Source organism: Acidovorax sp. LjRoot74, assembly GCF_964254355.1.
In the GTDB taxonomy this organism is placed as follows: Bacteria; Pseudomonadota; Gammaproteobacteria; order Burkholderiales; family Burkholderiaceae_C; genus Acidovorax.
This window is the reverse complement of the sequence record NZ_CAXUTI020000001.1, coordinates 2,278,183-2,303,655: the sequence shown is the minus strand read 5'-3', so window position 1 is coordinate 2,303,655 and position 25,473 is coordinate 2,278,183. Positions and strand designations below refer to the sequence as shown.

Here is a 25,473-nt window from a genome sequence, read left to right as displayed (position 1 = left end):
CAGTTGCCAACTTCACGGGGACTTACCCCCGCCATAAAACCCCCTTCATCTGTGGCTGCCGATCACATCCGCGTGGCAGCCAACATCACCACATTCATGGACTTCGCAACCTTCCTGATCCAGTTGCTCAACAGCGTGCAGTACGGCCTGCTGCTGTTCATGCTGGCGGCCGGGCTCACGCTGATCTTCGGGATCATGGGCGTGGTGAATCTGGCGCACGGCAGCTTCTACATGCTGGGGGCTTACCTCGCGTATTCGCTGTCGGGGCATTTCGGCAGTCTGGCGTTGGCCATTGTGGGTGGCGCGCTGCTGTCGGTGGTGTTCGGGCTGGCGCTTGAATGGCTGCTGTTCCGCCACTTCTACAACCGCGACCACCTGGACCAGGTGCTGCTGACCTTCGGGCTTATCTACATCTTCGAAGAACTGCGCTCCATCCTGTGGGGCGACGATGTGCACGGCGTGCCCATCCCGAAGGTATTGGACTGGTCGATTCCGCTCACAGACACCCTCTCCTACCCGGTCTACCGGTTGTTCATCTCGGGCGTGTGCATTGCGCTGGCCGTGGCCCTGTACCTGCTGATATCCAAGACCCGCCTGGGCATGAAGATCCGTGCGGGTGCCTTCAACCGCGATATGGCCGAATCGCTGGGCGTGAACATCAAGCTCATCCATGCCATCGTATTCGCGCTCGGCGTGGGGCTGGCTGCAGTCGCGGGCATGGTGGCCGCGCCGGTGTCCAGCGTCTACCCCAACATGGGCGCGTCAGTGCTCATCATGTGTTTTGTAGTGGTGGTGATTGGAGGCATCGGCTCGGTGCGTGGTGCACTGATCTCGGCGCTGCTCGTGGGCTTGGTCGATACGTTCGGCAAGGTACTCCTGCCGCAGATGGCGGGGATGCTGGTCTACATGCTGATGGCAGCCGTGCTGCTGTGGAAACCCGAAGGCCTTTTCAAACAATGATGCCCCCCATGCTTGTCACTTCGCGCCCCTCGCACGCTGCGCAGCCCGGCGGCCACCCATGAGTACCCCCCGCGCCAACATCGAAGTGCTGCCGCGCAGCGTGCAGTTTGTACTTGCGCTGGGGCTGGCTGCGTTGCTGCTGTTCCCCATGGTGGGCAGCGACTTCTACGTGCAGATGGTCACGCGCATGATGATCATGGCCATCTTCGCGATGAGCCTGGATCTGCTGCAGGGCGTGACCGGCCTGGTGTCGCTGGGCCATGCCGCCTACTTTGGCGTGGCAGGCTATGCACTCGCCTTCCTCACACCGGCCGACGCGCCCGTGAGCCTGTGGTGGACGCTGCCGCTGGCGGTAGCGGGCGCCGCACTGGTGGCACTGGTCATCGGCTTCTTTGTGGTGCGCACGCACGGCATCTACTTCATCATGGTCACCATGGCGTTCGCGCAGATGGTGTTCTACCTGTTCTTCGACAACAAGGTGCTGGGCGGCTCAGACGGGCTCTACATCAACTTCCGGCCCGATGCCTCACTCTTCGGTTGGCTGCCCTTTGACCTGGAAGGCCGCAAGACCTTCTACTACTTCACGCTCGCGCTGGTGGTCATCGTTTACGTGTTGCTGCGCCGCCTGCTCTGGAGCCCGCTGGGCCGGGCGCTCTCAGGCATTCGCATCAACGAGCACCGCATGCGCGCCATGGGTTTTGGCACTCAGGGCTACAAGCTCACGGCGTTTACCGTGGCGGGTGCGCTGGCAGGACTGGCGGGCTACCTGTGGGGGGCGCAGACCGGCTACGTAAACCCTGAGCTGATGGGTTTTCACATGAGCGCCCACGCCATCATGATGATCATCCTGGGCGGCATGGGCAATTTTGCGGGAGCCATCGTCGGCGCCTTCGCCTTTGAGTATCTGCTGCATGTATTCAAAGACATCACCAAACACTGGCAGCTGCTGATGGGCGGCTTCATCGTGCTGGTGGTGGTGGCCGCGCCGCGCGGGCTGCTGGGCATGCTGGGGCAGCGCAGTGCAAACAAGGCGCAGGAGGGTTCTGACCATGGCTGACGTCCTGCTTTCCGCCCGCCAGCTCACCAAGCGGTTTGGCGGCCTAGCTGCCGTCAATGGCGTCTCTGTGGACCTGTGGCGCGGCCAGATCCATGCCGTGATCGGCCCCAACGGCGCGGGCAAGTCCACGCTGACCAACCTGCTCTCGGGCGACCTGCCCCCCACCTCGGGCCAGGTGCTGCTGGGCGGCACCGATGTGACGGGTTGGGCACCGGAGCGCATCTCGCGCCAGGGCCTGGGCCGCAGCTACCAGAAGACCAATATCTTTCTGCCGCTCACGGTGCATGAAAACGTGCGCCTGGCCGCACAGTCGCGCGATGCGCAGCAGCCCTGGAACCCGTTGCGCTGGTGGCAGGACACGCGCGCCAACACTATCAAAAACAGAGCTACCACCGAACGTCTGGAGCGCGCTATCGAGCTATCTGGCTTGCAAGACCGGCGCATGGCGATAGCCGGGGCCATGAGCCACGGCGAGCAACGCCAGCTGGAGATCGCGATGACCCTGGCCACCGAGCCCCGGGTGCTGCTGCTCGACGAGCCTCTGGCCGGCATGGGCGTGGCCGAGGCCGAGCGCATGGTGGACCTGCTGCAGCGCCTCAAGCCCGCGCACGCCATCATGCTGGTGGAGCACGACATGGACGCGGTGTTTGCGCTGGCCGACCGGCTCACCGTGATGGTCAACGGCGAGGTGATTGCCCACGGCACACCGCCCGAGGTGCGGGCCGACGCAGGCGTGCAAGCCGCCTACCTGGGCGAGGACCACTGAAATGAAACACCCCCTGAGTCGCTTCGCGCCTTCCCCCTCTCTCCAATTGCTTCGCAATCTGGGAGGGGGACGCCCCCGGTGCGGCGGGGCGGCCCTTGCACGGGGGCGCTGGCCTTGGCCGCGCCAGTTTCATCCGCTGCAGGTGGCGCGCAGCGCTATGGATAACTGAGATGACTACTCCATGGATCGATGCCAAGGGCATCCACACTTTCTACGGCAGCAGCCACATCCTGCACGGCATTGACTTCACCGTGGGCCAGGGCGAAACCATCGGTCTCATGGGCCGCAACGGCATGGGCAAGAGCACCCTGCTCAAGTCGCTGATGGGTCTGGTCAAGCCCCGCTCGGGCAGCGTGGCAGTGGCCGGACGCGATATGACGGGCAAGCCGCCTTACGAGGTTGCCCGGCTGGGCATTGCCTATGTGCCCGAAGGCCGGGGCATCTTCGGCAACCTGAGCGTGGTCGAGAACCTGCAGATGGCTGCCCGCGCAGGCACACGCGGCCAGCGCGACTGGACCTACGAGCGTGTGCTGGAAACCTTCCCGCGCCTGAAGGAACGCCTGGGCCACGGCGGCCAGCAGCTCAGCGGCGGCGAGCAGCAGATGCTGACCATCGGCCGCGCGCTCATGACCAACCCCGACGTGCTCATACTCGATGAGGCCACCGAAGGCCTGGCGCCGCTGATCGCACGCGAGATCTGGCGCATCTGCAGCCTCATCAAGGACAGCGGCATCAGCAGCGTGATCGTGGACAAGAACTGGAAACACGTCACACAGATCACCGACCGCAACGTGATCCTGGTGAAGGGGCAGATCGTGTTTGAAGGCAGCTCGGATGCACTTCACGCGCAGCCCGCGCTGCTGGACCAGTACCTCGGGGTTTGAGCGCACCGGTTGCAGGCATTCCGGGTTGGAAACGGGAGCCTTGCGACGGCTCCGGAGGCTCAGCTTCCTAGCGCAGGTTGATTGTCACCGGCACATTCAGTTGGGCGGATAAACCTGCCGAGTCCTTGGCTGTGACCACCAGTTGATAGTTGCCTGCCACCGGCTTGGGCCAGATGGCCATGATGGTGCTTCCAGACACAGCAAAGCCCATGCCCAATGGCACACCCGTGATGGAGACGGAGAGCGAGGTGGCGCCTGGCGATGTGATGTTGATGCTGCCGGACAGCGGCTGACCAGCCACGCCCACCATGGCAGCGGCCGTGATCACCGGACCTGCAGCGGCAATCTTGACCGTGAAGACGCCCTTGCCCGACAAGCCCGTCTTGGTGTCCTTCGCGGTCAAGGTCACACTGTACGTACCCGCCACCGGCTTGGGCCAGCTCACCACGCCATCTGCGGTGACGACCATGCCCGAGGGAGCCCCTGCAATGGAGTACGCCACCGGGTTGACTGCGCTGACATTGGACTTGAAAGACAGGGCAACGCCAGGGCGGCCGGCAATGCTCGCGCTCTCGATCGTCGGGGCCACCGGTGCGATCACATTGATGTTGTAAACCCCCTGCCCAGTGAGCCCCGTCTTGGTGTCCTTGGCCACGACGGTGACGGCGTAGGCCCCTGCCACCGGCGCTGGCCACGACACTACACCGGCAGCGCTGATCGACATTCCGGTGGGCGCACCGGACAGGCTCAAGGCAACGGGGTTGGGGGCATTGACCGACGCGGTGAGGGTCAGTGCCGTACCCACGGTGCCGCTGATGGTGGCCGGTGTGACTACCGGCGCAGGTGCAGGTGCTGCAACGCCAGCCAGCAAGTTCACCAGCGCGCTGGCATTGGGAGTGCCCAAACCTGTCAACTGGTCATACCCAGGCCCCGCCGAGCAGGTGCTGCAGACGCCGTGGCTGCCCAGGCGAATGTCGGCAAAACTGCTCGCATAGTTCGACGCCACTGCGCCAATCTGCCCATACAGCAACGCGTGCCCGCCAGCCACTAATGGCAACGCAGCTTGCTGCCGGCCTGCGTTGGCAACCGCCACCAGCCCGGCCCACATGGGCGCCGCCAGGCTGGTGCCGCCAGCACTGATCCATTGCACTGCGCTGCTTCCTGGCTGCATGACGGCCACGTACTGGCCGGTGGCAGGGTCGGCATTCATGGCCACATCGGCCACCGTGCGGCGCACCAGCGAGCCAGTACCCGGTACAGACGACTTTTGGTAGGCTGGAACGGCAACAAAGCCGCTGGTACCGCCACCGGTACCCGACCAGCTCACCTCACTGCGCGACCCGCTGCCGGAATAGGTCAGCGTTGTGCCGCCCACCGCAATGACATTGGAAGAAACCGAAGGCCAGTTCACTCCTGCGCCAGAATCGCCCGTTGCAGCAAGGTAGGTCATTCCGGCTGCAGCAAAGGCAGAGTCCACCGAGGCTGTCCACGCACCCTCCTGCGCCCCAAAGCTCATGGACACCACCCCTGGTCCCATGCTGTTGGCCAGCCGTATGGCTCCCAACAGGCTGTTGACCGATGCATCCGGCGCCTCGACGAGAACGATGCGCGCCAGCGGTGCGATCGCATGCACCCACTGGACATCCAACGCGATTTCCGTAGCCCACCCAGCGTCGTAGGCAGGCGCCACAGCAGAAATGCCACCGGATGCTGTGCTGTAAGCCACCCACAACTCGCAACCCACTGCAGGGGACGCAGCGGCCAAAGGCAATCCTGTGGTGACCGGCAGAACCTTTGCGGCACAGGTGGGTAGCCCAAACTTTTGATTGAACGATGCCAGTTCAGCCGCCACGTTAGGGTTGTGCTTCGCACCGACGACATACACCGTCTGCCCTGCACCCAGTTGGGCGGCCTGAACACCGGAAGGCTTGGCTCCCACAGCGGGCAACGCACCAAAGCCATAGGCAGCCCGGACCTGAGCGACCGAATAGGTGGTGACCGCGCCGGTACCTGCGAGAGGTGCTGCCGCCGTAGCCTTGGGCATAGCCAAGGACGCGTTCGCCGACCTCTGCTGCACCTCCTCCAGGCTGGAGGGGGTGAGACGGCGGGTGGACAGTGCCTTGAACATCTCCGGCACCTGCTGCGACTTGGGAGCACTCCGCGCAGACTGGTTGGCATCCTGCGCATCCATGTCGTCGGGAGCCTCCAGCACCACTGGCGCGATGTGGAAGGTGGGCTGTGCCCACATGCCCTCCGCTTCTGGCGGCAACACGTCGGCAGACACTTGCAGGGTGGTGATGGTGGTGGCCACGTCGCCGGCGCCCTCGGTGTCGGCAGCGCCACCGCACCCCATGACCACCAACGGAATGGCCGAAAGCAACGCCCAGCGAGCACGCGGGGGCCTGAGAGCGAAAAGGTGACGGCGAGTGTGTGTTGGCATTCTGTTCTCCATGACATGCGGAAATTGATACCGCACACACCGAAGACCGCCTGGACTGCAAACACCTGCAAGGATTGCCGGCACGCTCTCGCGCCTCCCCGGTAATACACCCCGGGGAACTGTGGCAACCCCGCTGCCATACCCATTCAGAAGGGGTTAGACCGGTGGCTTTGCGACCCCGACTTTCGTGCGGGTGTGCCTTGATGGGAGAAATGTAATTGTTTGAAACGAAAAAATCAATAAATTTGATAAAAATTTCAAATTTATCATTTGATAAACGAGAGCCATCTGAGCCACCTCCGCCATGCGCACTCCCCCTTGATAACCCGGTTCGCGCGCAGTCCCCCCATCGTTAGAATCGTTCGCTCCATCGACTCAGGAAGAACGTTTTGTCCGATCGCCTTGCCGTACTGCCCCAATACGCTCTTCCCAAACGTGCTCTGACCACCCTCGCGGGCAAGTTCGCATCAGCCCGTCTCGGCGGCCTCACCACCTCGGTGATCCGCTGGTTTGTGGGCCGCTACAACGTGAACATGGGCGAGGCCGCCAACCCCGACATTGCAAGCTACGCCAGCTTCAACGACTTCTTCACGCGCGCACTGAAAGACGGCGCGCGCCCGCTGGCCGATGCCGACCTGATCTGCCCCGTGGACGGCGCCATCAGTCAGTTCGGGCCCATCGCCAAGGACCAGGTGTTCCAGGCCAAGGGCCATTCGTATTCGACCACCGCGCTGGTGGGCGGCGATGCCGCACTGGGTGCGCGCTTCGAAAACGGCCACTTCGCCACGCTGTACCTGAGCCCGCGCGACTACCACCGCATCCACATGCCCTGCGCGGGGGAGCTGACGCGCATGATCCATGTGCCCGGCGAGCTGTTTTCGGTCAACCCCACCACCGCGCGCGGTGTACCCGGCCTGTTTGCGCGCAACGAGCGCGTGGTCTGCGTGTTCGAGTCGGCCCAGGGCCCGTTTGTGCTGGTGCTGGTGGGCGCCACCATCGTGGGCAGCATGGCGACCGTGTGGCACGGCCAGGTCAACCCGCCCCGCCCTGGCAATTTGCGCCAGTGGGACTACGCACCTGGCCAGGTGCGCCTGCAAAAGGGTGAGGAGATGGGGCGCTTTTTGCTCGGCTCCACCGTGGTGATGCTCTTCCCCCAAGGGCCGCTGCAGTTCAATCCCCAGTGGTCACCCGCACGGCCCATTCAGCTGGGTGAGGCCATGGCCCGGCAGGCGGCGGGCTGACCAGGGCGCCTTGCGCCAAAGGCAGGTGGTGCACAAACCCTTCGCGTGCGATCCGTTTCTGCTGTGGGGATGTCAGCCGCGTTGAACGTGCGCACCGCTGCACAAGGACTGATTCCGTGCCGCACTAGTCCGGCACACGGCTGAGCTGGAAAGCACTGGGCTCCAGCTGAAGTGCGTCGGGATGCACTGGGGCCTCATGCCCTACCAGGTACACCATCAAGCCGCTGCGCCGCAGCATGACGTGGCTCACCGTTTCACGCCGGTGGCCCAGGTGAACGACCGCACCAGGCCGGAACAAAGGCATGTAGTAATAGGCCGCAGATTCCATCAGGGTGCGGCTCCTTCCGCAAAGGTGGCCGGGTGGCACACCCCACGGCCTGTGTCAGGCCGGGGGAACCATCCTAGCACCGGCATCCTGCCAAAACACCCCACTGCGCTGCCGCGCCTTCAAAAGATCAGGAGCCCACGCAGCGCAGCCGGAGAGCCTGGTAACGACCTTGCAGAGAATCGTGAGCAGGCTCTTAGGTGCGTGCCGCCGCAAACGCCAGCGCCGCAGTCAGCAAGCGCTTCAGGTGCGGCTGCACACCAGCCGCCACATCGGGCAGGTAGTCAAAAGGCAGAGCCTCCTGCATGTAGCTGCACTGGGTCATCTCCAGCTGCACGGCGTGAATGTTCTGCGCGGGTTGGCCATAGTGGCGCGTGATGTGCCCGCCCTTGAAGCGGCCATTGAGCACGCCGGTGTAGCCCGGCGCCGACTGGGCAATCGCCTGCAGCTCCTGTGCCAGCGCCGGGTCGCAGCTAGCCCCATCGGCCGTGCCCAGGTTCAGGTCGGGCAGCTTGCCCTCAAAGAAGCGCGGCAGCACCGACCGGATGGAGTGCGCGTCCCACAACACGGCCACGCCATGCTGGGCGCGGATGCGATCCAGCTCGGCGCGCAGCTGCGCGTGGTACGGCGCCCAGACGGCGTCGCGGCGCGCGGCCACTTCTGCGTCATCAGGCACATCGCCCTGCGCGTAGATGGGCGTGTCGTCAAATGTATCTACGGGGCACAGGCCGGTGACGCTCTGGCCGGGGTAGAGGCTCGCGCCATCGGGTGGGCGGTTCAGGTCCACCACGTAGCGCGAATGCGTGGCCACGAGGATGGACGCGCCCATGTCCTTCGCAAACGCATAGAGGCGCTCCATGTGCCAGTCGGTGTCGGGCACATGGCGGGCTTCGTCGGTGAAACGCGCAGCCAGCGCGGGCGGCACGTAGGTGCCCGCGTGAGGCATGGAGACCAGGAGCGGCTGTGTGCCCTGGTGGAAGGTGAACGGTGGTGGGGGAGCGGTGTAGGTCATGGCAAAAAAATTGGCAAGAACAGAATCAATCAGCAGCAGCGATGGTGGTGGACCGGGCCGCCACAAAGGCCTGCGCGGCCGTGTCGTGCAAGGCATGGCGCCCCGCTGCCACGCGTTGCACACCGCCCACCCACAGGCTGTCAATGGCCGACGTGCGGTGGCTGCCAAACACATGGGACGACAACATGCTGGGCCCAGGCAGGCCTGCCAGCGCCACATGCTGCGCATCGAGCGCCACCATGTCGGCCTGCTGGCCCACGGCCAAGCCCGCCAAGCAGGCCAGGCCCGCCGGGCCACCAACCGTACGGCCGGACGCCTGCGCCCCGCCCTGCACCGCCTGCAAGGTCATGGCCGTGGCCACCTCGGCCTGGCTGGCGCTGGCCAGCACATTGCGCTGGCGCAGCGACAGGCGCTGGCCGTATTCCAGCATCAGCAACTCCTCCGCAGCGTTCACGCAGGCATGGCTGTCCGAGCCCACACCCCAGCGGCCGCCGTGCTGCAGCCACAGCGGCATGTCGAAGATGCCGTCGCCCAGGTTGGCCTCGGTGGTGGGACAGATGCCCGCCACGGCGCCCGTGCGCGCTGCGTCCTGGTACTCCTGCGGCGTCATGTGCGTGGCATGCACCAGGCACCAGCGCTCGTCCACGGGTGCGTGCTCCAGCAGCCACTGCACCGGGCGCTGGCCGCTCCAGGCAATGCAGTCCTCCACCTCCTGCGTCTGCTCGGCGATGTGGATGTGGATGGGCGCATGCGGGTTCAGCGCCGTGAGGCCTTGCACCGCAGCGGCCAGGCTGTCGGGCGGCACAGCGCGCAGCGAATGCGGTGCCAGGCCCAGAACGGCCGCTTGCGCCTGCGCAGCGGGCGCAAGGCGCTCCAACAAAGAGAGCATGTTGTCCGTGCTGCGGATAAAGCGGGCCTGGTCGGCACGCGGCGGCTTGGCGCCGAAGCCGCTGGTCTGGTAGAGCACCGGCAGCAGCGTGATGCCGATGCCCGCGCGCTGCGCCGCGCGCAGCAGTGCCAGCGACAGCGTGGCGTCGTCGGCATAGGGACGGCCATCCTGGTCGTGGTGCACGTAGTGGAACTCGCACACGCTGGTGTAGCCCGCCTCCAGCATCTCCACGTAAAGCCAAGTGGCAATCGCCTCCAGCGACTCAGGGGTGATGCGCGCGGCAAAGCGGTACATCAGGTTGCGCCAGCTCCAGAAGCTGTCCTGGCTTTCGCCCCGGTATTCGGTCAGGCCCGCAAACGCGCGCTGGAAGGCGTGCGAGTGCAGGTTGGGCATGCCGGGGACCACCGGGCCCGGCGCAATGGCTGCGCCTTCAGGCCGCTGCGCACCGGGCGTGACGGCGGTGATGCGCCCTGCCCCGTCCCACGCAATGAGCACATCGCGCGCCCAGCCGGTTGGCAGCAGCACATCGGCAGCAAAAATCTGGTTCATGCCCGGCCTCCGTGAATGCGCCCTTGCCGCACGATGGTGCAGGCAGGCTTGTGACCAAACCAGTAGGCCAACTCGGCTGCCTCGCCCACCGGCCACAGCACAAGGTTGGCGGGCCGCCCCGACGCGATCAGGCCGTGCGTGTCCTGCAGGCCCAGCGCACGTGCCGCATGGATGGTGATGCCAGCCAGCGCCTCGGGCACCGTCAGGCGGAACAAGGTGCAGGCCATGTTGGCCATGAGCAGCAGGCTGAGCGCGGGCGAGGTGCCGGGGTTGTGGTCGGTGGAGACCGCCATGGGCACACCCGCATCGCGCAGCTGTGCGATGGGCGGCAGGTGCGTGTCGCGCAGCGTGTAGTAGGCGCCGGGCAGCAGCACGGCCACCGTGCCTGCAGCCTTCATCGCGGCAATGCCGTCGGCCGACAGGTGTTCGATGTGGTCGCACGACAGCGCGCCGTAGCGCGCGGCCAGTGCCGAGCCTCCCATGTCCGAGAGTTGCTCCGCATGCAGCTTGACGGGGATGCCGAGCTTCTGCGCGGCCTGGAAGACCTGCTCGGTCTCGGCCAGCGTGAAGGCGATGCGTTCGCAAAAAACGTCCACCGCATCGACCAGCCCTTCGGCCGCCAGCGCAGGCAGCATCTCATTGCAGACAAGGTCGGTGTAGTCCTGGCTACCTCCAGGTTTGCCCGCATATTCGGGCGGCAACGCATGCGCGCCAAGGAAGGTGGCGCGCACCGTCACGCCAAACGCCTCGCCCAGGCGGCGGGCCACGCGCAGTTGCTTGCGCTCATGCTCCAGCGCCAGGCCATAGCCAGACTTGATCTCGATGGCGCACACGCCTTCGGCCAGCAAGGCTTGCAGACGCGGTGCGGCCTGGGCAAAAAGTTCGTCCTCCGACGCTGCGCGCGTGGCCTTCACCGACGACACGATGCCGCCACCCGCCCTGGCCACTTCTTCATACGTGGCGCCCGCCAGCCGCATGGCGAATTCGTTGGCACGCTGGCCGCCGTAGACCAGGTGGGTGTGGCAGTCCACCAGGCCAGGGGTGGCCAGCGCGCCCCGTCCGTCGTGGCGGCGCAGTGGCTGGTAGGCGGCGGGCAATTGCGCCTCGGGCCCCACCCAGGCCATGCGGCCGCCCTGCACCACTACACAGGCCAGCTGGCCCTCGGGCACAGGCTCATCGGCCACCCAGAGGCCGGGCACGGGCTTCAGGTTCAGCCACACACCATCGGCGCTCTCGCTGGCGGCCCCCCCGTGGGGGTGACCGCTGTTGTCCTTGTCTTGCATCTGCCTGCCCACCACGGGCTCCGTGTTAAACGCTATATAAATGATAGCTGCCAGCACTTACCTATCGCGCGGTAGCGGCCATTTTTTCTCAAATTTCTGCGGCTGCACCGGGCTGCAAAGCGATCCAGACCAGTGCGGCCGCATCGGTCGCGCCCGCTGCCTGCACGGGCTCCAGCCGCCCCGGCACAGGTGCGCCATCGCCCCCCCACCAAAAGCCCTGCCCCGCCGTCAACACAAGGAGTTCCGCGCCTTGTGCCGCCCACTGCCAGTCGCCCTGCAGCACCAGACACAAACCTGCAGGCGCACCGCCGGGCGATTGCGCATCGGCCACCACGCGCAGCGGGCCCTGCCATTGGCCGCGCCGCTGCATGAGGTTGAAGTCCTTGGAGGTGCCGCCCAGCATGGCGCCGTCCACCGCGTCGTCGCCCGAAAATGCAAACGGCTGCCAGCGCGGCTCCAGCCGGTGCTCCCAACTGGGGCTGTGCAGGTGCAGGCCGTCGCCGGAGAGCAGCATGATCTGCCGGTCGATGCCGGGGAAGACGGAGAACGGGCCGGGCCGATCCACCGTGGCCAGGCTCACGCGCCACTCAAAGCTGTTCATGTCCGCGCCCGGGGGCCAGCAGGCCAGCTCCTGCGTACTGCCGCCGCCGTTTTTCCAGGGCATGCTGGGCGTGGTGGCCAGATCAAAAAAGTGCATCGCCATCGTCGTTGTATCCCTCGTCAGTTGGCCGTGGTCTGCTCTGCGCCCGCAATCAGCAGCGGGAACAGCAGGTGGTTCATCTCAGCCCCGGCGGGCAGTTCATCGGCAAGGCCGGGGAACTCGGGCGAGGTCTTCCAGGGCCGGGGCGCATGGCGCGTGTCGTCGCCCAGAAAGCGCACCGAGAACACGCGGCGGCGGTTGCTGCCCTCTACCCCACCCGCTGCGTGCAGCGTGAGCATGTGAAAACACACCACGTCGCCGGGCTCGATCTCCCAGCCCACGATGGGGAAGGCGTTGCGGTCGGCCTCGACGTTGGGCAGGTCCTGCAGGCTGCCTTCGGGGAACCACTTGGCCTGGTTGTCCATGAAGGTGCGCGGCATGAGCCAGGGGCCCTTGTGCGAACCGGCCACAAATTCGAGCGTCGCAGCACGGGATACCGGATCGACCGGAATCCACATGCTGATGTTCTGCATGCCGTCGATGTTGTAGTACGGCTGGTCCTGGTGCCAGGGCGTGCGCTGGCGCGTGCCCGGCTCCTTGACCAGCACATGGTCGTGGTACAGCCGCACGGTGTGCGACTGCATCAGGCGCTGCGCGGCCAGGGCCAGCGGTGTCTCGCGCACAAAACGGCCAAACTGCGGGATGTCCTGCCAGTTGCAGAAGTCCTCGAAGAACCGGCCCGGGTCATCCGGGCGGCTGGCCACTTTGGCACGCGGGCTGGGCGCGGCCAGGTTGGCGTCGATACCTTCGCGCAGCAGTGCGACTTCATCGGGCGTGAGCAGCTGCTTGATGCAGATGGCGCCATCGCGGTCGAAGCGCGCAATGTCGTCTGCAGTCAGGCGCTCCTGCAAACGCTGCTGAAAGCGTGCTTGCAAGGGTGTGTCCAAGGCGGATGAAGGCTGGGGCATCGGGGTTGTCTCCTTGATTGTTGTTGACCATGGTGCACCACGCCGCTCCCAGCCTCGGGCCTCAGGCGCGCGTGAGCACGGCTTGCAGGAAAGAGCGCGTGCGCTCCTGCGTGGGGTTGGTGAAGATGGTGGCCGGCGCACCGGCCTCGATGATGCCGCCGCCGTCCATCACCACGACCACATCGCCCACCTCGCGTGCAAAGTCCATTTCGTGCGTGACCACCATCATGGTCATGCCTTCGCTGGCCAGCAGCTTCATGACCTGCAGCACCTCGCCCACCAGCTCCGGGTCCAGCGCCGAGGTGGGCTCGTCGAACAGCATCACGCGCGGCTCCATGGCCAGCGCGCGGGCGATGGCCACCCTCTGTTTTTGCCCACCCGACAGGCTGGCGGGCATGGCCGTGGCCTTGTGCGCCAGGCCCACCTTGGCCAGCAGCGCCTGGGCACGCTCTTCGGCGTCCTTGCGCGACAGGCCGCGCAGCTTGCGCGGGCCCAGCGTGACGTTGTCGAGCACGGACAGGTGCGGGAACAGGTTGAACGACTGGAACACCATGCCCACCTCTTCGCGCAGCGCGTTGAGGTCATGGTCGGGCAGCATGCGCCCCTCTTCCACGAGCGTGCGCCCGCATATGTCGATACGCCCGCCCTGAGGCTGCTCCAGCCCATTGCAGCAGCGCAAAAAGGTGCTCTTGCCCGAGCCGCTGGGCCCGATGACCACCACCACCTGCGACGGCAGCACGTCAAAGTCGATACCGTTCAGCACCACATGGCTGCCAAACGCCTTGCGCAGCCCGCGAATGCGCACGATGGGCTCGGCGGCCTGGCTTGCTCCATTCATTGCAAGTGCTTCTTTCTTCATTGCACCATCCCCCCAGCGCGCAGGCGCAACTCGATACGGCGCAGCACCAATGTAGTGATGCCGGTGAGGATGAAATAAACCACCGCAATCGCCAAGTACACCTCCAGCGAACGGTACGACACGCTGATGATCTTCTGCCCCTCGTGCATCAGGTCGTGGATGGTGAGCAGCGACACCAGCGCCGAGTTCTTGATGAGTGCGATGAACTCATTGCCCAGCGGAGGAATCATGCGCACCACCGCCTGCGGCAGCACCACGGTGCGCATGGCCAGGCCTGAGGACATGCCGATGGAACGAGCCGCCTCCATCTGCCCCTTGTCGATGGACTGGATGGCGCCGCGCACCACCTCGGACACATAGGCGCCCGAGTAGATGCCCAGGCCGATCACGCCGCACACGAACGCGGGCAGCAAGATGCCGAACTGCGGCAGGCCAAAGAACAGGATGAACAGCTGCACCAGCAGCGGCGTGCCTCGGATTGCGGCCACGTAGGCAGTGCACAGGGCGTAGACCACACGGCGCTTGGGATTCAGGCGGCCAATACCCACCAGCAGGCCCATGACGCAACCCAGCAGCAGCGAGGCGGCCGTGATTTCCACAGTCACCAGCGCACCCGCCAGCAGCTGAGGCACCCCGGCCCAGACAGGAGAAAAATCGAGTTCCATGGCTCAGTTCGGCAACCGTGGGTGGCTTACTTGGCAGCGCTGTTGCTGAACCACTTCTTGACGATGGCCGCATAGGTGCCGTCGGCCTTGAGCTTGGTGATGGCGCCGTTCACGGCCTTCGTCAGCTCGGGCGTGTCCTTGCGCAGGGCCATGCCGTATTCCTCGGTGGTGAGCTGCTCATCCAGCACACGCAGGCCTGGGCGCGTACGCACATATTGGAAGGCGGCGGGTTTGCCGGTCACGGCGGCATCGGCGCGGCCGATGTCCACCAGGTTGAACATCTCCTGGTTCTTTTCGACCTCGACACGTTGCACCTTGGGGAATTTTTCGGTCAGGTAGCTTACGGATTTCGTGCCCACCTGCACGCTGACTTTCTTGCCGTCCAGGTCGGCCAGTTTGTTGATGGTCTTGTTGTCGGCCTTCACCATCACCACCAGGCCACCGGCGTAGTAGGAATCGGTAAAGTCCACCACCTTCTTGCGCTCGTCGGTGATGTAGATGGCCGATACGGCCATGTCAAAACGCTTGGAGATCAGGCCGGGGATCAGGCCCTTGAAGTCGATGTCCACCCACTCGACCTGCTTGCCCATCGTCTTCGCAATCGCCTCCACCAGCTCGATGTCAAAGCCCGTGCGCTTGCCGTTCTCGACAAACTCCATGGGTGGGAACGTGGCATCGGTGCCCACACGCAGGACGTTGTCCTGGGCCTGTGCACCCGTGGTGCAAAAAGCTGCGGCGGCCAGGCTGGCCAGAAGAAGGTTGCGACGAAAGTTCATGGGGAAAGCTCCTTGGGGAGGGGTGAGGGAATTCAGGGAGGGGTGAGCTGGCGGGAGATGCGCGCGGCGGCAACCACCGCCATGCCAGTGAGCGCGGCCTCTTGCCCCTGGGCTCGCAAGATCGGGGCCATCAGGGTGATGGCCCCTGCAGCCTGCCTGGGAGAGCCGAACACGGGAACGCTGACGCCCCAGACACCGGCATCCACCTCGCCGGAGCTGACGGCGTAGCCCGCCTTGGCAATACCTTCCAGCTCGGTCTGCGCAGCCTGGCGCGCGGCAGTGCCTGCGCCGTAATGCAGATCCAGAATGGCACTGCGTGCAGCAGGTGCCGCGTGGGCCAGCAGGCACTTGGCAGAAGCACCAGCACGCAGCGGCACGCTGCGCCCTTTTTCAAACGAACAGCGCAGAGCCTGGGTGCTATCCACCATGTCCAGGCAGACCGCGCTGTCGTTCACCGCCACCACCAGCCCCACGCTTTCGTGGGACTGCCGGGCCAGCGCCTGCATGTCCGGCCGTGCCTGGTGCACCAGGTGCGACGCCATGTCAAAGCCCAGAGCCAGTTGCAGGCTGAGCGGGCCGGGCGCGTAGTGCCCGTTGCTCTCCAGCACAAAACCCCACAGCTTGAGCCGCGCGAGCTGCCGGTACAGCGTGCTGCGCGCCAGGCCCGTGGCCTCCATCAGCTCGGCCGCCGACATGGGCTGACCATGCTGCGCCAGCACCGCCAGCACGTGCAGAACACGGTCGGCGGCGGCAACGGAGGTCGGTCCACGGGTGGGCATGGACTCAGTATCAAAGGATTGCTGCAGCATTCAAACCCTGCATTCCCACGGAATGGGAATGCAGTTCCCTTTTTCACATCCCTGTCATTTCCTCACTTTCACCGGCTCACTTCACCATGGGCAACTTCAGGCCCTGCTTCTTGGCTGTTTCCACCGCCAGCTCGTAACCTGCGTCGGCATGGCGCATCACGCCGCTGCCGCAGTCATTGACCAGCACGCGCGCCAGGCGCTCAGCCGCTGCATCCGTGCCGTCGGCCACGATGACCATGCCCGAGTGCTGCGAGTAGCCCATGCCCACGCCGCCGCCGTGGTGCAAGCTGACCCAGGTGGCGCCGCCTGCGGTGTTGAGCAGCGCGTTGAGCAGCGGCCAGTCGCTCACGGCATCCGTGCCGTCCTTCATGGCTTCGGTCTCGCGGTTGGGGCTGGCCACGCTGCCGGTGTCCAGGTGGTCGCGGCCAATCACGATGGGGGCCTTCAGCTCACCGTTCTTCACCATCTCGTTGAAGGCCAGGCCCGCGATGTGGCGCTCGCCCAGACCCAGCCAGCAGATGCGTGCGGGCAGGCCCTGGAAGGCAATGCGCTCACCCGCCATGTCGAGCCAGCGGTGCACATGCTTGTTGTCAGGGAACAGCTCCTTGATCTTGGCGTCGGTCTTGCGGATGTCTTCCGGGTCACCCGACAGCGCCACCCAGCGGAACGGGCCCTTGCCTTCGCAAAACAGCGGGCGGATGTAGGCGGGCACAAAGCCAGGGAAATCGAAAGCACTCTTCACGCCTTCGTCGAACGCCACCTGGCGGATGTTGTTGCCGTAGTCGACCGTGGGGATGCCCATGGCCTGGAAGTCGAGCATGGCCTGCACGTGCACGGCGCAGGATTTGGCAGCGGCCTTCTTCAGCACTTCATGCTGGTTCACGTCCTGCTGCGCGGCACGCCACTGCGCCACCGTCCAGCCCGCTGGCAGGTAGCCATTGACGAGGTCGTGGGCCGAGGTCTGGTCGGTGACCAGGTCGGGCGTCAGGCCACCTGCCCTGGCACGCTTGACCAGCTCGGGCAGCACCTCGGCCGCATTGCCCAGCAGCGCGATGGAGATGGCCTCCTTCGCGGCTGTGTGCTGCAGGATGAGTTCGATGGCGTGGTCGATGTCGCGCGCCTGCTTGTCCACGTAACGCGTACGCAGGCGGAAGTCGATGCTGCTTTGCTGGCATTCGATGTTGAGCGACACCGCGCCCGCAAACGTGGCGGCCAGGGGCTGCGCGCCGCCCATGCCGCCCAGGCCCGCCGTGAGGATCCACTTGCCCGCCAGCGAGCCGCCGTAGTGCTGGCGGCCGGCCTCGGCGAAGGTCTCGTAGGTGCCTTGCACGATGCCCTGCGTGCCGATGTAGATCCAGCTGCCGGCGGTCATCTGGCCGTACATGAACAGGCCCTTCTGGTCCAGTTCGCTGAAGTGTTCCCAGTTGGCCCACTTGGGCACCAAGTTGGAGTTGGCCAGCAGCACGCGCGGTGCGTTGGCGTGCGTCTTGAACACGCCCACGGGCTTGCCGGACTGGATGAGCAGCGACTCGTCGTCGTTGAGCTCCTTGAGCGAGGCGAGAATCTGGTCGTAGCACTCCCAGTTGCGCGCGGCGCGGCCGATGCCGCCGTACACCACCAGGTCCTGCGGGCGCTCGGCCACCTCGGGGTCGAGGTTGTTCTGGATCATGCGGTAGGCCGCTTCGGTGAGCCAACTCTTGCAGGTGAGCTGGCTGCCGCGTGGCGCGCGGATCACGCGGCTGGCGTCGTGGCGGGGGTCGGTGTTGGAGGCGGCGGCAATGATGGCGTCGTTGGCGTTCATGGTGGGCTCCTGTGAATCAGTGGGTGTGCGTGGAAAAAATCAGGCGAAGCTGGGCAGGCATTGCGTGAGCGCTGCGGGCCAGGTGGACTGCTGGGCCCAGGTGCGCATGGCTTCGATGTCAGGGGCGAGGTAGCGGTCCTGCTCCAGGTAGGCCACACGCTCGCGGATGGCGGCGAACTGTTGTTCGATGAGGGGAGAAGATTTGAGGGATCTGTCGAACTCCATGCCCTGTGCGGCCGCCATGGCCTCGATGCCGACCATCACTGCCGCATTGCGCACCATGTCGCCCAGGCGGCGCGCGCCGTAGGTGGCCATGGAGACATGGTCCTCCTGGTTGGCCGAAGTGGGCAGGCTGGTCACGCTGCTGGGGTTGGCCAGGCACTGGTTCTCGGCCGCCAGCGCGGCAGCCGTCACCTGGGCAATCATGAAGCCGGAGTTCACGCCGCTGTCGCGGATCAGGAACGCGGGCAGGCCGGAGAGGCCCGGGTCCAGCAGCAGCGACAGGCGGCGTTCAGAAATCGCACCGATCTCGGCCACGGCCAGCGCGATGATGTCGGCCACAAACGCCACGGGCTCGGCGTGGAAGTTGCCGCCGGAAATCACATCGCCGTTGTCGAAGACCAGGGGGTTATCGGATGCCGCGTTGGCCTCGATGGTCAACACGCGCGCCGCGTGGTGCAGGTTGTCCAAGCACGCGCCCATCACCTGCGGCACGCAGCGAATGGAGTACGGGTCTTGCACGCGGCCGCAGTTGGGGTGCGAGGGGTCGATGGCGCTGCCGTCGAGCAGCGCGCGCACGGCGGCGGCCACGGCGATCTGCCCGGCCTGGCCACGTGCTTCGTGGATGCGCGCGTCAAACGGCTTGACCGAGCCCTTGATGGCTTCGAGCGACAAGCAGCCTGCCACCAGCGCGGCGGCAAACACGCTCTCGGCGCCAAACAAACCGGCCAGTGCGAGCGCGGTGGACACCTGCGTGCCGTTGAGCAGCGCCAGCCCTTCCTTGGTGCCCAGCACAAAGGGCTGCAGGCCGATGGAACGCATGGCCTCGGCACCGGGCACCACCTTGCCATCCACCTTGGCCTGCCCTTCGCCGATCAGCACGCAGGCCATGTGCGCCAGCGGCGCCAGGTCGCCGGAAGCGCCCACCGAGCCCTTGGCCGGGATCACCGGCAGCACGTTGGCATTGGCCAGGGCCAGCAGCGCATCCACCAGCTCGGGGCGCACGCCCGAATGGCCGCGCGCCAGGCTCACGGCCTTGGTGGCAAGGATGAGGCGCACCACGTCGTCAGGCAAAGGGTCGCCTGTGCCCACGCTGTGCGACAGCACCAAGTTGCGCTGCAGCTCGGCCAGGCGCTCGTGCGCAATTTTGGTGCTGGCGAGCTTGCCAAAGCCGGTGTTGATGCCATAGACGACCTGGTCTTCATCGACGATGCGCTGCACCGTGGCCAGGGACTTCTGCAAACCCGCGCGGGCCGACGCATCGAGCACCAGTTGCACAGGGCCCGCGTGGATGCGGCGCAGCTCGGCCAGCGTGACGCGGCCGGGGTGCAGGGTGAGGGATGAAGCGTTGTGTGTCATGGCGTTGATCCTGTATATACAAGTAGGTACAAGCGAAAAAATCTGTGCTTTTGGCGAAAACTTTCAACCGGCGACGGGATTGCCGTCGGCGCGGAAGCGGCTGCCCAGGCGGTAACGGGTGGCGGGGTGCAGGCAGCGCACCACGGTAATGGGCACGCCGCGCGACCAGGTGCGGCGGGTGAGCAGCAGGCAGGGCTCCTGCGGAGACATCTCCAGCAGCGCGGCCTGCTCGGCGGTGGGCATGACGGCATCGACCACATGCTCGATCTGGTCGAAGGGCACGTTGCGCACCAGGTATTCGGAGGGTTGCAGCAGTGTGAAGTCCTGCGCGACGAACTGGGGCACCTGGCGCGGGTTCACGTGGCGGTCTTCCAGTTGCACGGGCAGGCCGTCTTCGCGGTGGATGCACAGCGAGTGGAACACCGACTCGCCCGTGCGCAGGTCCAGCGCGGCGGCCACCTCCAGCGTGGCGGACGTGCGTTCCACCGTGAGCACGTCACAGCGGTAGTCGTGCCCGCGCTGGCGGATTTCGCTGGCTAAATTGGCAATCTGCAACAACGTGGACTGGGGCTTGTCCTCGGCCACAAAACTGCCCACGCCCGCCACGCGCACGATGCGGCCCTGCTCCACCAGCTCGCGCAGCGCTCGGTTCACGGTCATGCGCGAGATGCCGAACTGGGTGACCAGCTCGTTCTCGGACGGCAAACGGTCGCCCGCGCGCCAGATGCCTTCCTGGATCTTGCGCGAGATGTGGTCCTTGACCTGCTCGTACAGCGCCATGGCTTGCGCGGGTGCAGCCACGGCGACCACCGCCTTGGCGGGCGTGGCGCTGCGCGGGGCAGTGGCTGCAGTGCGGCGGGAAGGACGGGCGCTCATGTGTGGATGCGGGGCTGGTGCAGGTTCAGATCAGTGCAGGTCCGCCGCCATGGATTCAGCGCGGATCTCTTCGGTGAGGCGCGCCTTGAGGTCCATGAACTCGGGGCTCGTTTTGATCGTGTAGTGGCGCGGGTGCGGCAGGTCCACCGCCAGCTCGGTCTTGATGCGGCCGGGCCGGGCGCTGAACACGGCGACGCGGTTGGCCATGAAGATGGCTTCGTCGATGTCGTGGGTGACGAAGAGCACGGTCTTGCGCTCGGCCTCCCAGATGCCCAGCAGCAGCTCTTGCATGAGCACGCGGGTCTGGTTGTCGAGCGCGCCGAAGGGCTCGTCCATCAGCAAAATCTTGGGGTCGTTGGCCAGCGCGCGCGCAATGGCGGTGCGCTGCTGCATGCCGCCCGACAGCTGCTTGGGAAAGTGCTGCTCGAAACCGCGCAAGCCGACCTTGGCGATGAAGTACGCGGCGCGCTCTTTTTGCTGCGCCTCGGGCATGCCCCGCTCGCGCAGGCCGAAGCGGATGTTCTGCTCGATGGTGAGCCAGGGGAACAGCGTGTAGCTCTGGAACACCATGCCGCGGTCGGCGCCAGGGCCTTCCACTGGCACACCGTCCAGCAGCACGCGGCCGCTGGTCGCGTGGTCCAGCCCTGCGACGATGCGCAGCAGCGTGGACTTTCCGCAGCCCGAGGGGCCGAGGATGGTCACGAAATCGTTGTCACGCACCTCAAAATCAACCGGTTGCAGCGCCTGTGTGCGCTGGCCCTTGGCGGTCTCGAAGACGCGCGAGACGGCTTGGATGGATACGCTGCTCATCGCACAAAACTCCAGGCAAACAGGCGGTGGTTGAGCGCCTTGAAGGCGAAGTCGGACACCAGCCCGATGAGGCCGATGATGATGATGCCGAAGATGATCTGGCCGGTATTGAGCAGCGACTGGCTGTCGGTGATCATGTGGCCGATGCCGCTCGACGAGCCGATCAGCTCGGCCACGATCACATAGGTCCAGGCCCAGCCCAGCACCAGGCGCAGTGTCTCGGCGATCTCGGGTGCGGCGCCGGGGATCAGCACCCGCGTGACGATGCCCTTGTGGCCCGCGCCCAGCGTGTAGGCTGCCTCCACCAGGTCGCGCCGCGCGCCGCCCACCGTCACAGCCACCATCAGCGTGATCTGGAAGACCGAGCCGATGAAGATGACGAGGATCTTCTGCGCCTCGCCAATGCCCGCCCACAGGATCAAGAGCGGGATGAAGGCCGACGCAGGCAGGTAGCGGCAGAACGAGATGAAGGGCTCGAAGAACGCCTCGATGCCCTTGTACGCACCCATCGCAATGCCCAGCGGCACGGCTATGACGGCGGCCAGGATGAAGCCACCGACCACACGCCAGATGGTCATGCCGATGTCTTTGATGAAGCCGTACTCGGTGAACAGCAGCCAGCCTTCCTTGGCCATGGTGATGGGACTGGCGAGAAAGGTGGGCGACACAAAACCGCCCAGCGTGAAGAACGCCCACACCGCCACGAACACGACGAAGAAGGCCAGCCCGAGCATCCAGCGGGCGCGGGCACTCACGGGCTCCAGGGGGGCCAGGGAGCGACGGCGCACGGGGGCTTTCGGCTCGGTAACGGACAGGGGTTGCACGGCAGACATGGAGCGCTCTTCTTCCGTCTATTTACTTGATGAAGCTGGCGTCAAAGGTGACGTTCAGGTCTTCAGGCGCCTTGCGGATGATGCCGGCCTCCAGCAGGATGGCGGTAGCGTCCTTCATGAAGGTGGTCAGCTCGCCTGCAAAGAACTTCTGGTTGGCAGCCTTGTCCTGCCAGCGCAGGAAGGACGAGGACTTGGCAAACTGCTCGCCCGTCTGCTTGACGGCGGCGCCCATGATCTCGTTGGACTTGGCCGGGTCGGCCTTGATCATGTCCAGCGCCTGGAAGTACGAGTTGGTGAGCGCTTGTGCGGCCTTGCCATTGGCCTTGAGCCAGGTGGGGTCGCAGCCCACGGTGTCCATCACCATGGGGTAGTCAAGCGTGGTGGCCAGGATCTTGCCCGAGGCAGGGTTGTCGCGCACGGTAGACAGGTACGGCTCGTACGTCATGGCGGCGTCGTTCTGCCCTGCCACGAAGGCCTGGGCAGCGGCCTGGGGCGACAGCGTGGTGGTCTTCACGTCCTTGAGGCTCATGCCGTTCTTGCTGAGCATCCAGGCCAGGCCGAAGTACGGGGCCGTACCGGGCGCGTCCACGCCGATGGTCTTGCCCTTGAGGTCGGCAAAGCTGTTGATGTTGCCGCGCACTGCAATGCCGTCGGCGCCGTAAGACTTGTCCATCTGGAAGATCTGCACGATGGGCACGCCGTTGGCGTTCCAGGCGACGTGCGTTTCCACAGTGGTGGCGGCGCACTGGATGGACTTGGAGGCCAAGGCCAGGTGGCGATCCTTCTGCGGGATCATCTTGATCTCCACATCCAGGCCGTTCTTCTTGAAGATGCCTGCCTTGTCGGCCAGCGTGAGTGGCGCAAAACCCGTCCAGCCGGACATGCCCAGCACAATCTTGGTGTCCTGCGCCTGGGCCGGTGCGGCCAGTGCCATCACACATGCTGCTGCCGCTGCCAGCGACGTCCATTTCACAACCGATCGAGTCATCATCTGCTCCTGTTTGAAAAAAGTACCACCCCAGCCGGCCCGCACCCGCGTTCCGGTCGCCATGATGACACCGGGAGCATACCTGTATATACAGGGTAAACACCAGCAAAACCGGATCATCGGGCGAGGTGATCTCTACAGAGCAAAAACGGGGCCAGGCGACGCGGACTCTGCGGGGCCTGAAGAGAAGCAAAAAATTACTACCAAATTGATAGCTATAAGCGCTTTACCAAAGCGCGGTGACGGCCATTTTCTTTCATAACCCTCCTCCCATCACCGGGCCAAGGATCCACAAGGGCCATCGCACCACCCCAGTGCAGGCCGCTGCCGGGCAGGCGCCGCGACAGCGGGACAACACTACGCCCCCTCCTGGGGGCAGAGGCTCACTCCACCACGGGCAGGCGCACCGTGACCGACAGGCCCGGTTCGGCATTGCGCATGTGCAGCTGGCCGTCGTGCGCCTGGGCCACGAGACGGCACAGGTACAAGCCCAGGCCCACACCGCCGGTGGTGCGCTGGCGGGCGGTGTCCGGGCGGTAGAAGGCCTGGGCCAAGTGCGGCAGATGTTCGGGGGGCACGCCCCGGCCGTGGTCGCGCACCTCCAGCTCCACCACGCGCCGGTCGCCCTCCAGCCGCAGGTGCAGCTCGGGGGGCAAGGCGGCCGATTCACTGTGGCGCAGGCTGTTGTCCAGCAGGTTGCGCAGCAGCAGCCGCAGGCGCGAACGGTCGAGCCGGACGGCTGGCAGGTCTGGCGGCGCATGCAGCACGATCTGCGCCGCGCCCGCGTGGCGGGAGCCCAGCTCGGCGATCACCTCGCGCGCCAGCTCTGTGAGGTCCGTGGGTTCGCGGTGCAGCGCGGCATGGCGCCCGGCCAGGCGCTCGCTCTCCAGCAGGTCGGTAATGAGGCCCGCCATTTCACCCAGGTCACGCAACAGGGCCAGGCGCTGGGCCTCCACGTCGGCCGTTTCGGGCAGCAGCTCGGTGTTCAGCCGGGCACGCGTGAGCGGGCTGCGCAGCTCGTGGCTCATGGCCAGCAGCAGGGCACGCTTGGCCTCCAACATCTGGTGGATGTCATCCCCCATGGTGTTGATGGTGGCCGCCAGCTGCCCCAGCTCGTCGGGCCGGTGGGCATGCCGCACAGGGATGGGCTGCGCGAAGTTGCCGTTGCCAAAACGCTGGGCGCCCTGGCGGATGTCGTCCAGCGGGCGCAGCAGGTGGCGCACATACACATAGGCCAGCGCCGTCAGCAGCAGCAGCACGGTGAGCGTGCCCCAGGCGATGCGCGGGCGCTTCTCCCACGACAGGGCGTTCAGGCCAAACTCGATGTGGTGGCCATCGGCCGTGGTGCGCTGCAGCAGGTTGTGGCCACTTTCATCGCCCGCCCAGTGGTCCTGCTTGCGGAATTTGTCGCTCATCCAGTCGGGGCGCGGCTGGTCGGGGTGCGAAGCCCAGTGGATCTGGGGCCCGTCGATGCGCAGGGTGACAGGCAGGCGGTTGGCAATGGCCTGGGCGCGCTCAATGCTGGGCGGGCTGCCGATCTCGGCGGTCAGCCGGTCCACATAGTCCATCAACAGGGGGCGGGCCGCTTCTTTCCAACCCACGGCCACCGCTTTCTGCACCCCGCCCATGAAGGTGATGGCCACCGTCACGGCCAGGGCCATGAACACCAGCACCAGGCGGATGCGCAGCGAATGCCCTACCGCGTGCCGCGCGCGGCGGTGCCACGGGCAGTGGGGATCGTGGGCCGCGTGTGTGTCCCGCAGCCGCATCATGGCGCAGCCCGCCGCAGGGCCAGCGAATAGCCGGCGTTGCGCAGCGTCTTGATGCAGTCGAGCGGCTCCAGCTTCTTGCGCAGGCGGCTCACCACAATGTCCACGGCGCGGGTGTACAGCTCGGCCTCGTGGCCGCGCAGCTGGTTCAGGATGTCGTCGCGGCTGAACACCTTGCCCGGCTCCCGGGCCAGCAGATGCAGCAGGTCGAACTCGGTGCCGGTCAGCTCCACAGCCAGGCCCTGGCGCAACACACTGCGGCGGGCGGCGTCAATGGTGAGCCCGTCAAACTCCAGCGAACCTACGGCCGCGCCCTGCCCTGGCCCCCGGCGGCGGCGCAGCACGGTCTGCAGCCGCGCCACCAGCTCGCGTGGCTCAAACGGCTTGGGCAAGTAGTCGTCCGCCCCCAGCTCCAGCCCCACCACGCGGTCCATCACCTCGCCCCGGGCCGTGAGCATCACGATGGGCAGATCGCCTTGCTTGCGGATGGTGCGGCACAGCTCGAAGCCATCCATCTCGGGCAGCATCACATCCAGGATGGCAGCGTCAAAACCCCCAGCCCCCAACTGGGCCAGCCCCTCGCTGGGCTTGAGGGCATGGACCAGCTCCAGCTCGAAACGCTGGAAATAAATGGCCAGCGGGGGCCCAAGCTGGGCGTCGTCGTCGATGAGCAGGATGCGTTGCATGCGCAATTC

General features: G+C 65.7%; 24 protein-coding genes and 1 riboswitch. Of the genes, 5 read left to right on the top strand and 19 right to left on the bottom strand.

Going from position 1 to position 25,473, the window contains the following annotated elements; all coding sequences use genetic code 11:
• Positions 1–96 precede the first annotated feature (96 nt).
• The 4 genes from ACSQ3O_RS10705 (at position 97) to ACSQ3O_RS10690 (ending at position 3,667) form a co-directional block, all read left to right on the top strand.
• Positions 97–960: a branched-chain amino acid ABC transporter permease gene (locus ACSQ3O_RS10705; protein ID WP_436141106.1), complete on the top strand. Its 864-nt coding sequence runs from the start codon at positions 97–99 to the stop codon at positions 958–960.
• A 58-nt stretch (positions 961–1,018) separates the two neighbouring features.
• On the top strand, positions 1,019–2,017 hold the full coding sequence (locus ACSQ3O_RS10700) for a branched-chain amino acid ABC transporter permease (RefSeq protein ID WP_436138831.1): 999 nt from the start codon (positions 1,019–1,021) through the stop codon (positions 2,015–2,017).
• Positions 2,010–2,783 (top strand): ABC transporter ATP-binding protein, encoded by a 774-nt coding sequence (locus ACSQ3O_RS10695; protein ID WP_436138830.1) that lies wholly within the window; start codon positions 2,010–2,012, stop codon positions 2,781–2,783. The genes ACSQ3O_RS10700 and ACSQ3O_RS10695 overlap by 8 nt, the downstream gene beginning before the upstream one ends.
• A gap of 170 nt (positions 2,784–2,953) precedes the next feature.
• Complete coding sequence (locus tag ACSQ3O_RS10690) at positions 2,954–3,667, top strand: ABC transporter ATP-binding protein (RefSeq protein WP_137746522.1); 714 nt, start codon at positions 2,954–2,956, stop codon at positions 3,665–3,667.
• A gap of 67 nt (positions 3,668–3,734) precedes the next feature.
• On the opposite strand, the gene ACSQ3O_RS10685 is transcribed toward ACSQ3O_RS10690, so the two are convergent.
• The gene (locus ACSQ3O_RS10685; protein WP_436138829.1) at positions 3,735–6,107 is read right to left on the bottom strand and encodes a S53 family peptidase; all 2,373 of its coding nucleotides are present in this window, start codon (positions 6,105–6,107) and stop codon (positions 3,735–3,737) included.
• Between the two features lie 120 nt (positions 6,108–6,227).
• A riboswitch (cyclic di-GMP riboswitch) is annotated at positions 6,228–6,317 on the bottom strand.
• A gap of 179 nt (positions 6,318–6,496) precedes the next feature.
• On the opposite strand from ACSQ3O_RS10685, the gene asd reads away from it, so the two are divergent.
• Complete coding sequence (gene asd / locus ACSQ3O_RS10680) at positions 6,497–7,348, top strand: archaetidylserine decarboxylase (protein WP_436138828.1); 852 nt, start codon at positions 6,497–6,499, stop codon at positions 7,346–7,348.
• A 124-nt stretch (positions 7,349–7,472) separates the two neighbouring features.
• On the opposite strand, the gene ACSQ3O_RS10675 is transcribed toward asd, so the two are convergent.
• The 18 genes from ACSQ3O_RS10675 to ACSQ3O_RS10590 form a co-directional block, all read right to left on the bottom strand.
• Positions 7,473–7,676 (bottom strand): hypothetical protein, encoded by a 204-nt coding sequence (locus tag ACSQ3O_RS10675; protein WP_137746519.1) that lies wholly within the window; start codon positions 7,674–7,676, stop codon positions 7,473–7,475.
• A gap of 193 nt (positions 7,677–7,869) precedes the next feature.
• Positions 7,870–8,685, bottom strand: a complete 816-nt coding sequence (gene hutG / locus ACSQ3O_RS10670) for an N-formylglutamate deformylase (RefSeq protein WP_436138827.1) — start codon at positions 8,683–8,685, stop codon at positions 7,870–7,872.
• A gap of 25 nt (positions 8,686–8,710) precedes the next feature.
• Positions 8,711–10,123, bottom strand: a complete 1,413-nt coding sequence (locus ACSQ3O_RS10665; RefSeq protein ID WP_436138826.1) for a formimidoylglutamate deiminase — start codon at positions 10,121–10,123, stop codon at positions 8,711–8,713.
• Complete coding sequence (gene hutI / locus ACSQ3O_RS10660; RefSeq protein ID WP_436138825.1) at positions 10,120–11,406, bottom strand: imidazolonepropionase; 1,287 nt, start codon at positions 11,404–11,406, stop codon at positions 10,120–10,122. Before hutI ends, ACSQ3O_RS10665 begins: the two co-directional genes overlap by 4 nt.
• A gap of 88 nt (positions 11,407–11,494) precedes the next feature.
• Positions 11,495–12,103: a HutD/Ves family protein gene (locus ACSQ3O_RS10655; RefSeq protein ID WP_436141105.1), complete on the bottom strand. Its 609-nt coding sequence runs from the start codon at positions 12,101–12,103 to the stop codon at positions 11,495–11,497.
• 23 nt (positions 12,104–12,126) lie between these two features.
• Positions 12,127–13,014: a phytanoyl-CoA dioxygenase family protein gene (locus tag ACSQ3O_RS10650; protein ID WP_436138824.1), complete on the bottom strand. Its 888-nt coding sequence runs from the start codon at positions 13,012–13,014 to the stop codon at positions 12,127–12,129.
• Between the two features lie 61 nt (positions 13,015–13,075).
• Positions 13,076–13,852, bottom strand: coding sequence for an amino acid ABC transporter ATP-binding protein (locus ACSQ3O_RS10645; RefSeq protein ID WP_436138823.1), 777 nt, complete (start codon positions 13,850–13,852; stop codon positions 13,076–13,078).
• A 17-nt stretch (positions 13,853–13,869) separates the two neighbouring features.
• Complete coding sequence (locus tag ACSQ3O_RS10640; protein ID WP_108619023.1) at positions 13,870–14,538, bottom strand: amino acid ABC transporter permease; 669 nt, start codon at positions 14,536–14,538, stop codon at positions 13,870–13,872.
• Between the two features lie 26 nt (positions 14,539–14,564).
• The gene (locus ACSQ3O_RS10635) at positions 14,565–15,314 is read right to left on the bottom strand and encodes a glutamine ABC transporter substrate-binding protein (RefSeq protein WP_436138822.1); all 750 of its coding nucleotides are present in this window, start codon (positions 15,312–15,314) and stop codon (positions 14,565–14,567) included.
• Positions 15,315–15,346: 32 nt separating this feature from the next.
• Complete coding sequence (locus tag ACSQ3O_RS10630) at positions 15,347–16,123, bottom strand: IclR family transcriptional regulator (RefSeq protein ID WP_436138821.1); 777 nt, start codon at positions 16,121–16,123, stop codon at positions 15,347–15,349.
• 76 nt (positions 16,124–16,199) lie between these two features.
• The gene (gene hutU / locus ACSQ3O_RS10625) at positions 16,200–17,924 is read right to left on the bottom strand and encodes a urocanate hydratase (protein WP_436138820.1); all 1,725 of its coding nucleotides are present in this window, start codon (positions 17,922–17,924) and stop codon (positions 16,200–16,202) included.
• Positions 17,925–17,963: 39 nt separating this feature from the next.
• Positions 17,964–19,502 (bottom strand): histidine ammonia-lyase, encoded by a 1,539-nt coding sequence (hutH, locus tag ACSQ3O_RS10620; RefSeq protein WP_436138819.1) that lies wholly within the window; start codon positions 19,500–19,502, stop codon positions 17,964–17,966.
• A gap of 63 nt (positions 19,503–19,565) precedes the next feature.
• The gene (gene hutC, locus ACSQ3O_RS10615; RefSeq protein ID WP_108497401.1) at positions 19,566–20,378 is read right to left on the bottom strand and encodes a histidine utilization repressor; all 813 of its coding nucleotides are present in this window, start codon (positions 20,376–20,378) and stop codon (positions 19,566–19,568) included.
• Positions 20,379–20,408: 30 nt separating this feature from the next.
• Positions 20,409–21,188 (bottom strand): ABC transporter ATP-binding protein, encoded by a 780-nt coding sequence (locus tag ACSQ3O_RS10610; protein WP_108625319.1) that lies wholly within the window; start codon positions 21,186–21,188, stop codon positions 20,409–20,411.
• Entirely contained in the window at positions 21,185–22,021 is an 837-nt protein-coding gene (locus tag ACSQ3O_RS10605; RefSeq protein ID WP_436138818.1) for an ABC transporter permease, read from the bottom strand. Before ACSQ3O_RS10605 ends, ACSQ3O_RS10610 begins: the two co-directional genes overlap by 4 nt.
• Before the next feature lie 22 nt (positions 22,022–22,043).
• Positions 22,044–23,009: an ABC transporter substrate-binding protein gene (locus ACSQ3O_RS10600; protein ID WP_436138817.1), complete on the bottom strand. Its 966-nt coding sequence runs from the start codon at positions 23,007–23,009 to the stop codon at positions 22,044–22,046.
• 383 nt (positions 23,010–23,392) lie between these two features.
• Positions 23,393–24,781, bottom strand: a complete 1,389-nt coding sequence (locus ACSQ3O_RS10595) for a sensor histidine kinase (RefSeq protein WP_436138816.1) — start codon at positions 24,779–24,781, stop codon at positions 23,393–23,395.
• Complete coding sequence (locus tag ACSQ3O_RS10590; RefSeq protein WP_298452253.1) at positions 24,778–25,464, bottom strand: response regulator transcription factor; 687 nt, start codon at positions 25,462–25,464, stop codon at positions 24,778–24,780. Before ACSQ3O_RS10590 ends, ACSQ3O_RS10595 begins: the two co-directional genes overlap by 4 nt.
• Positions 25,465–25,473 lie beyond the last annotated feature (9 nt).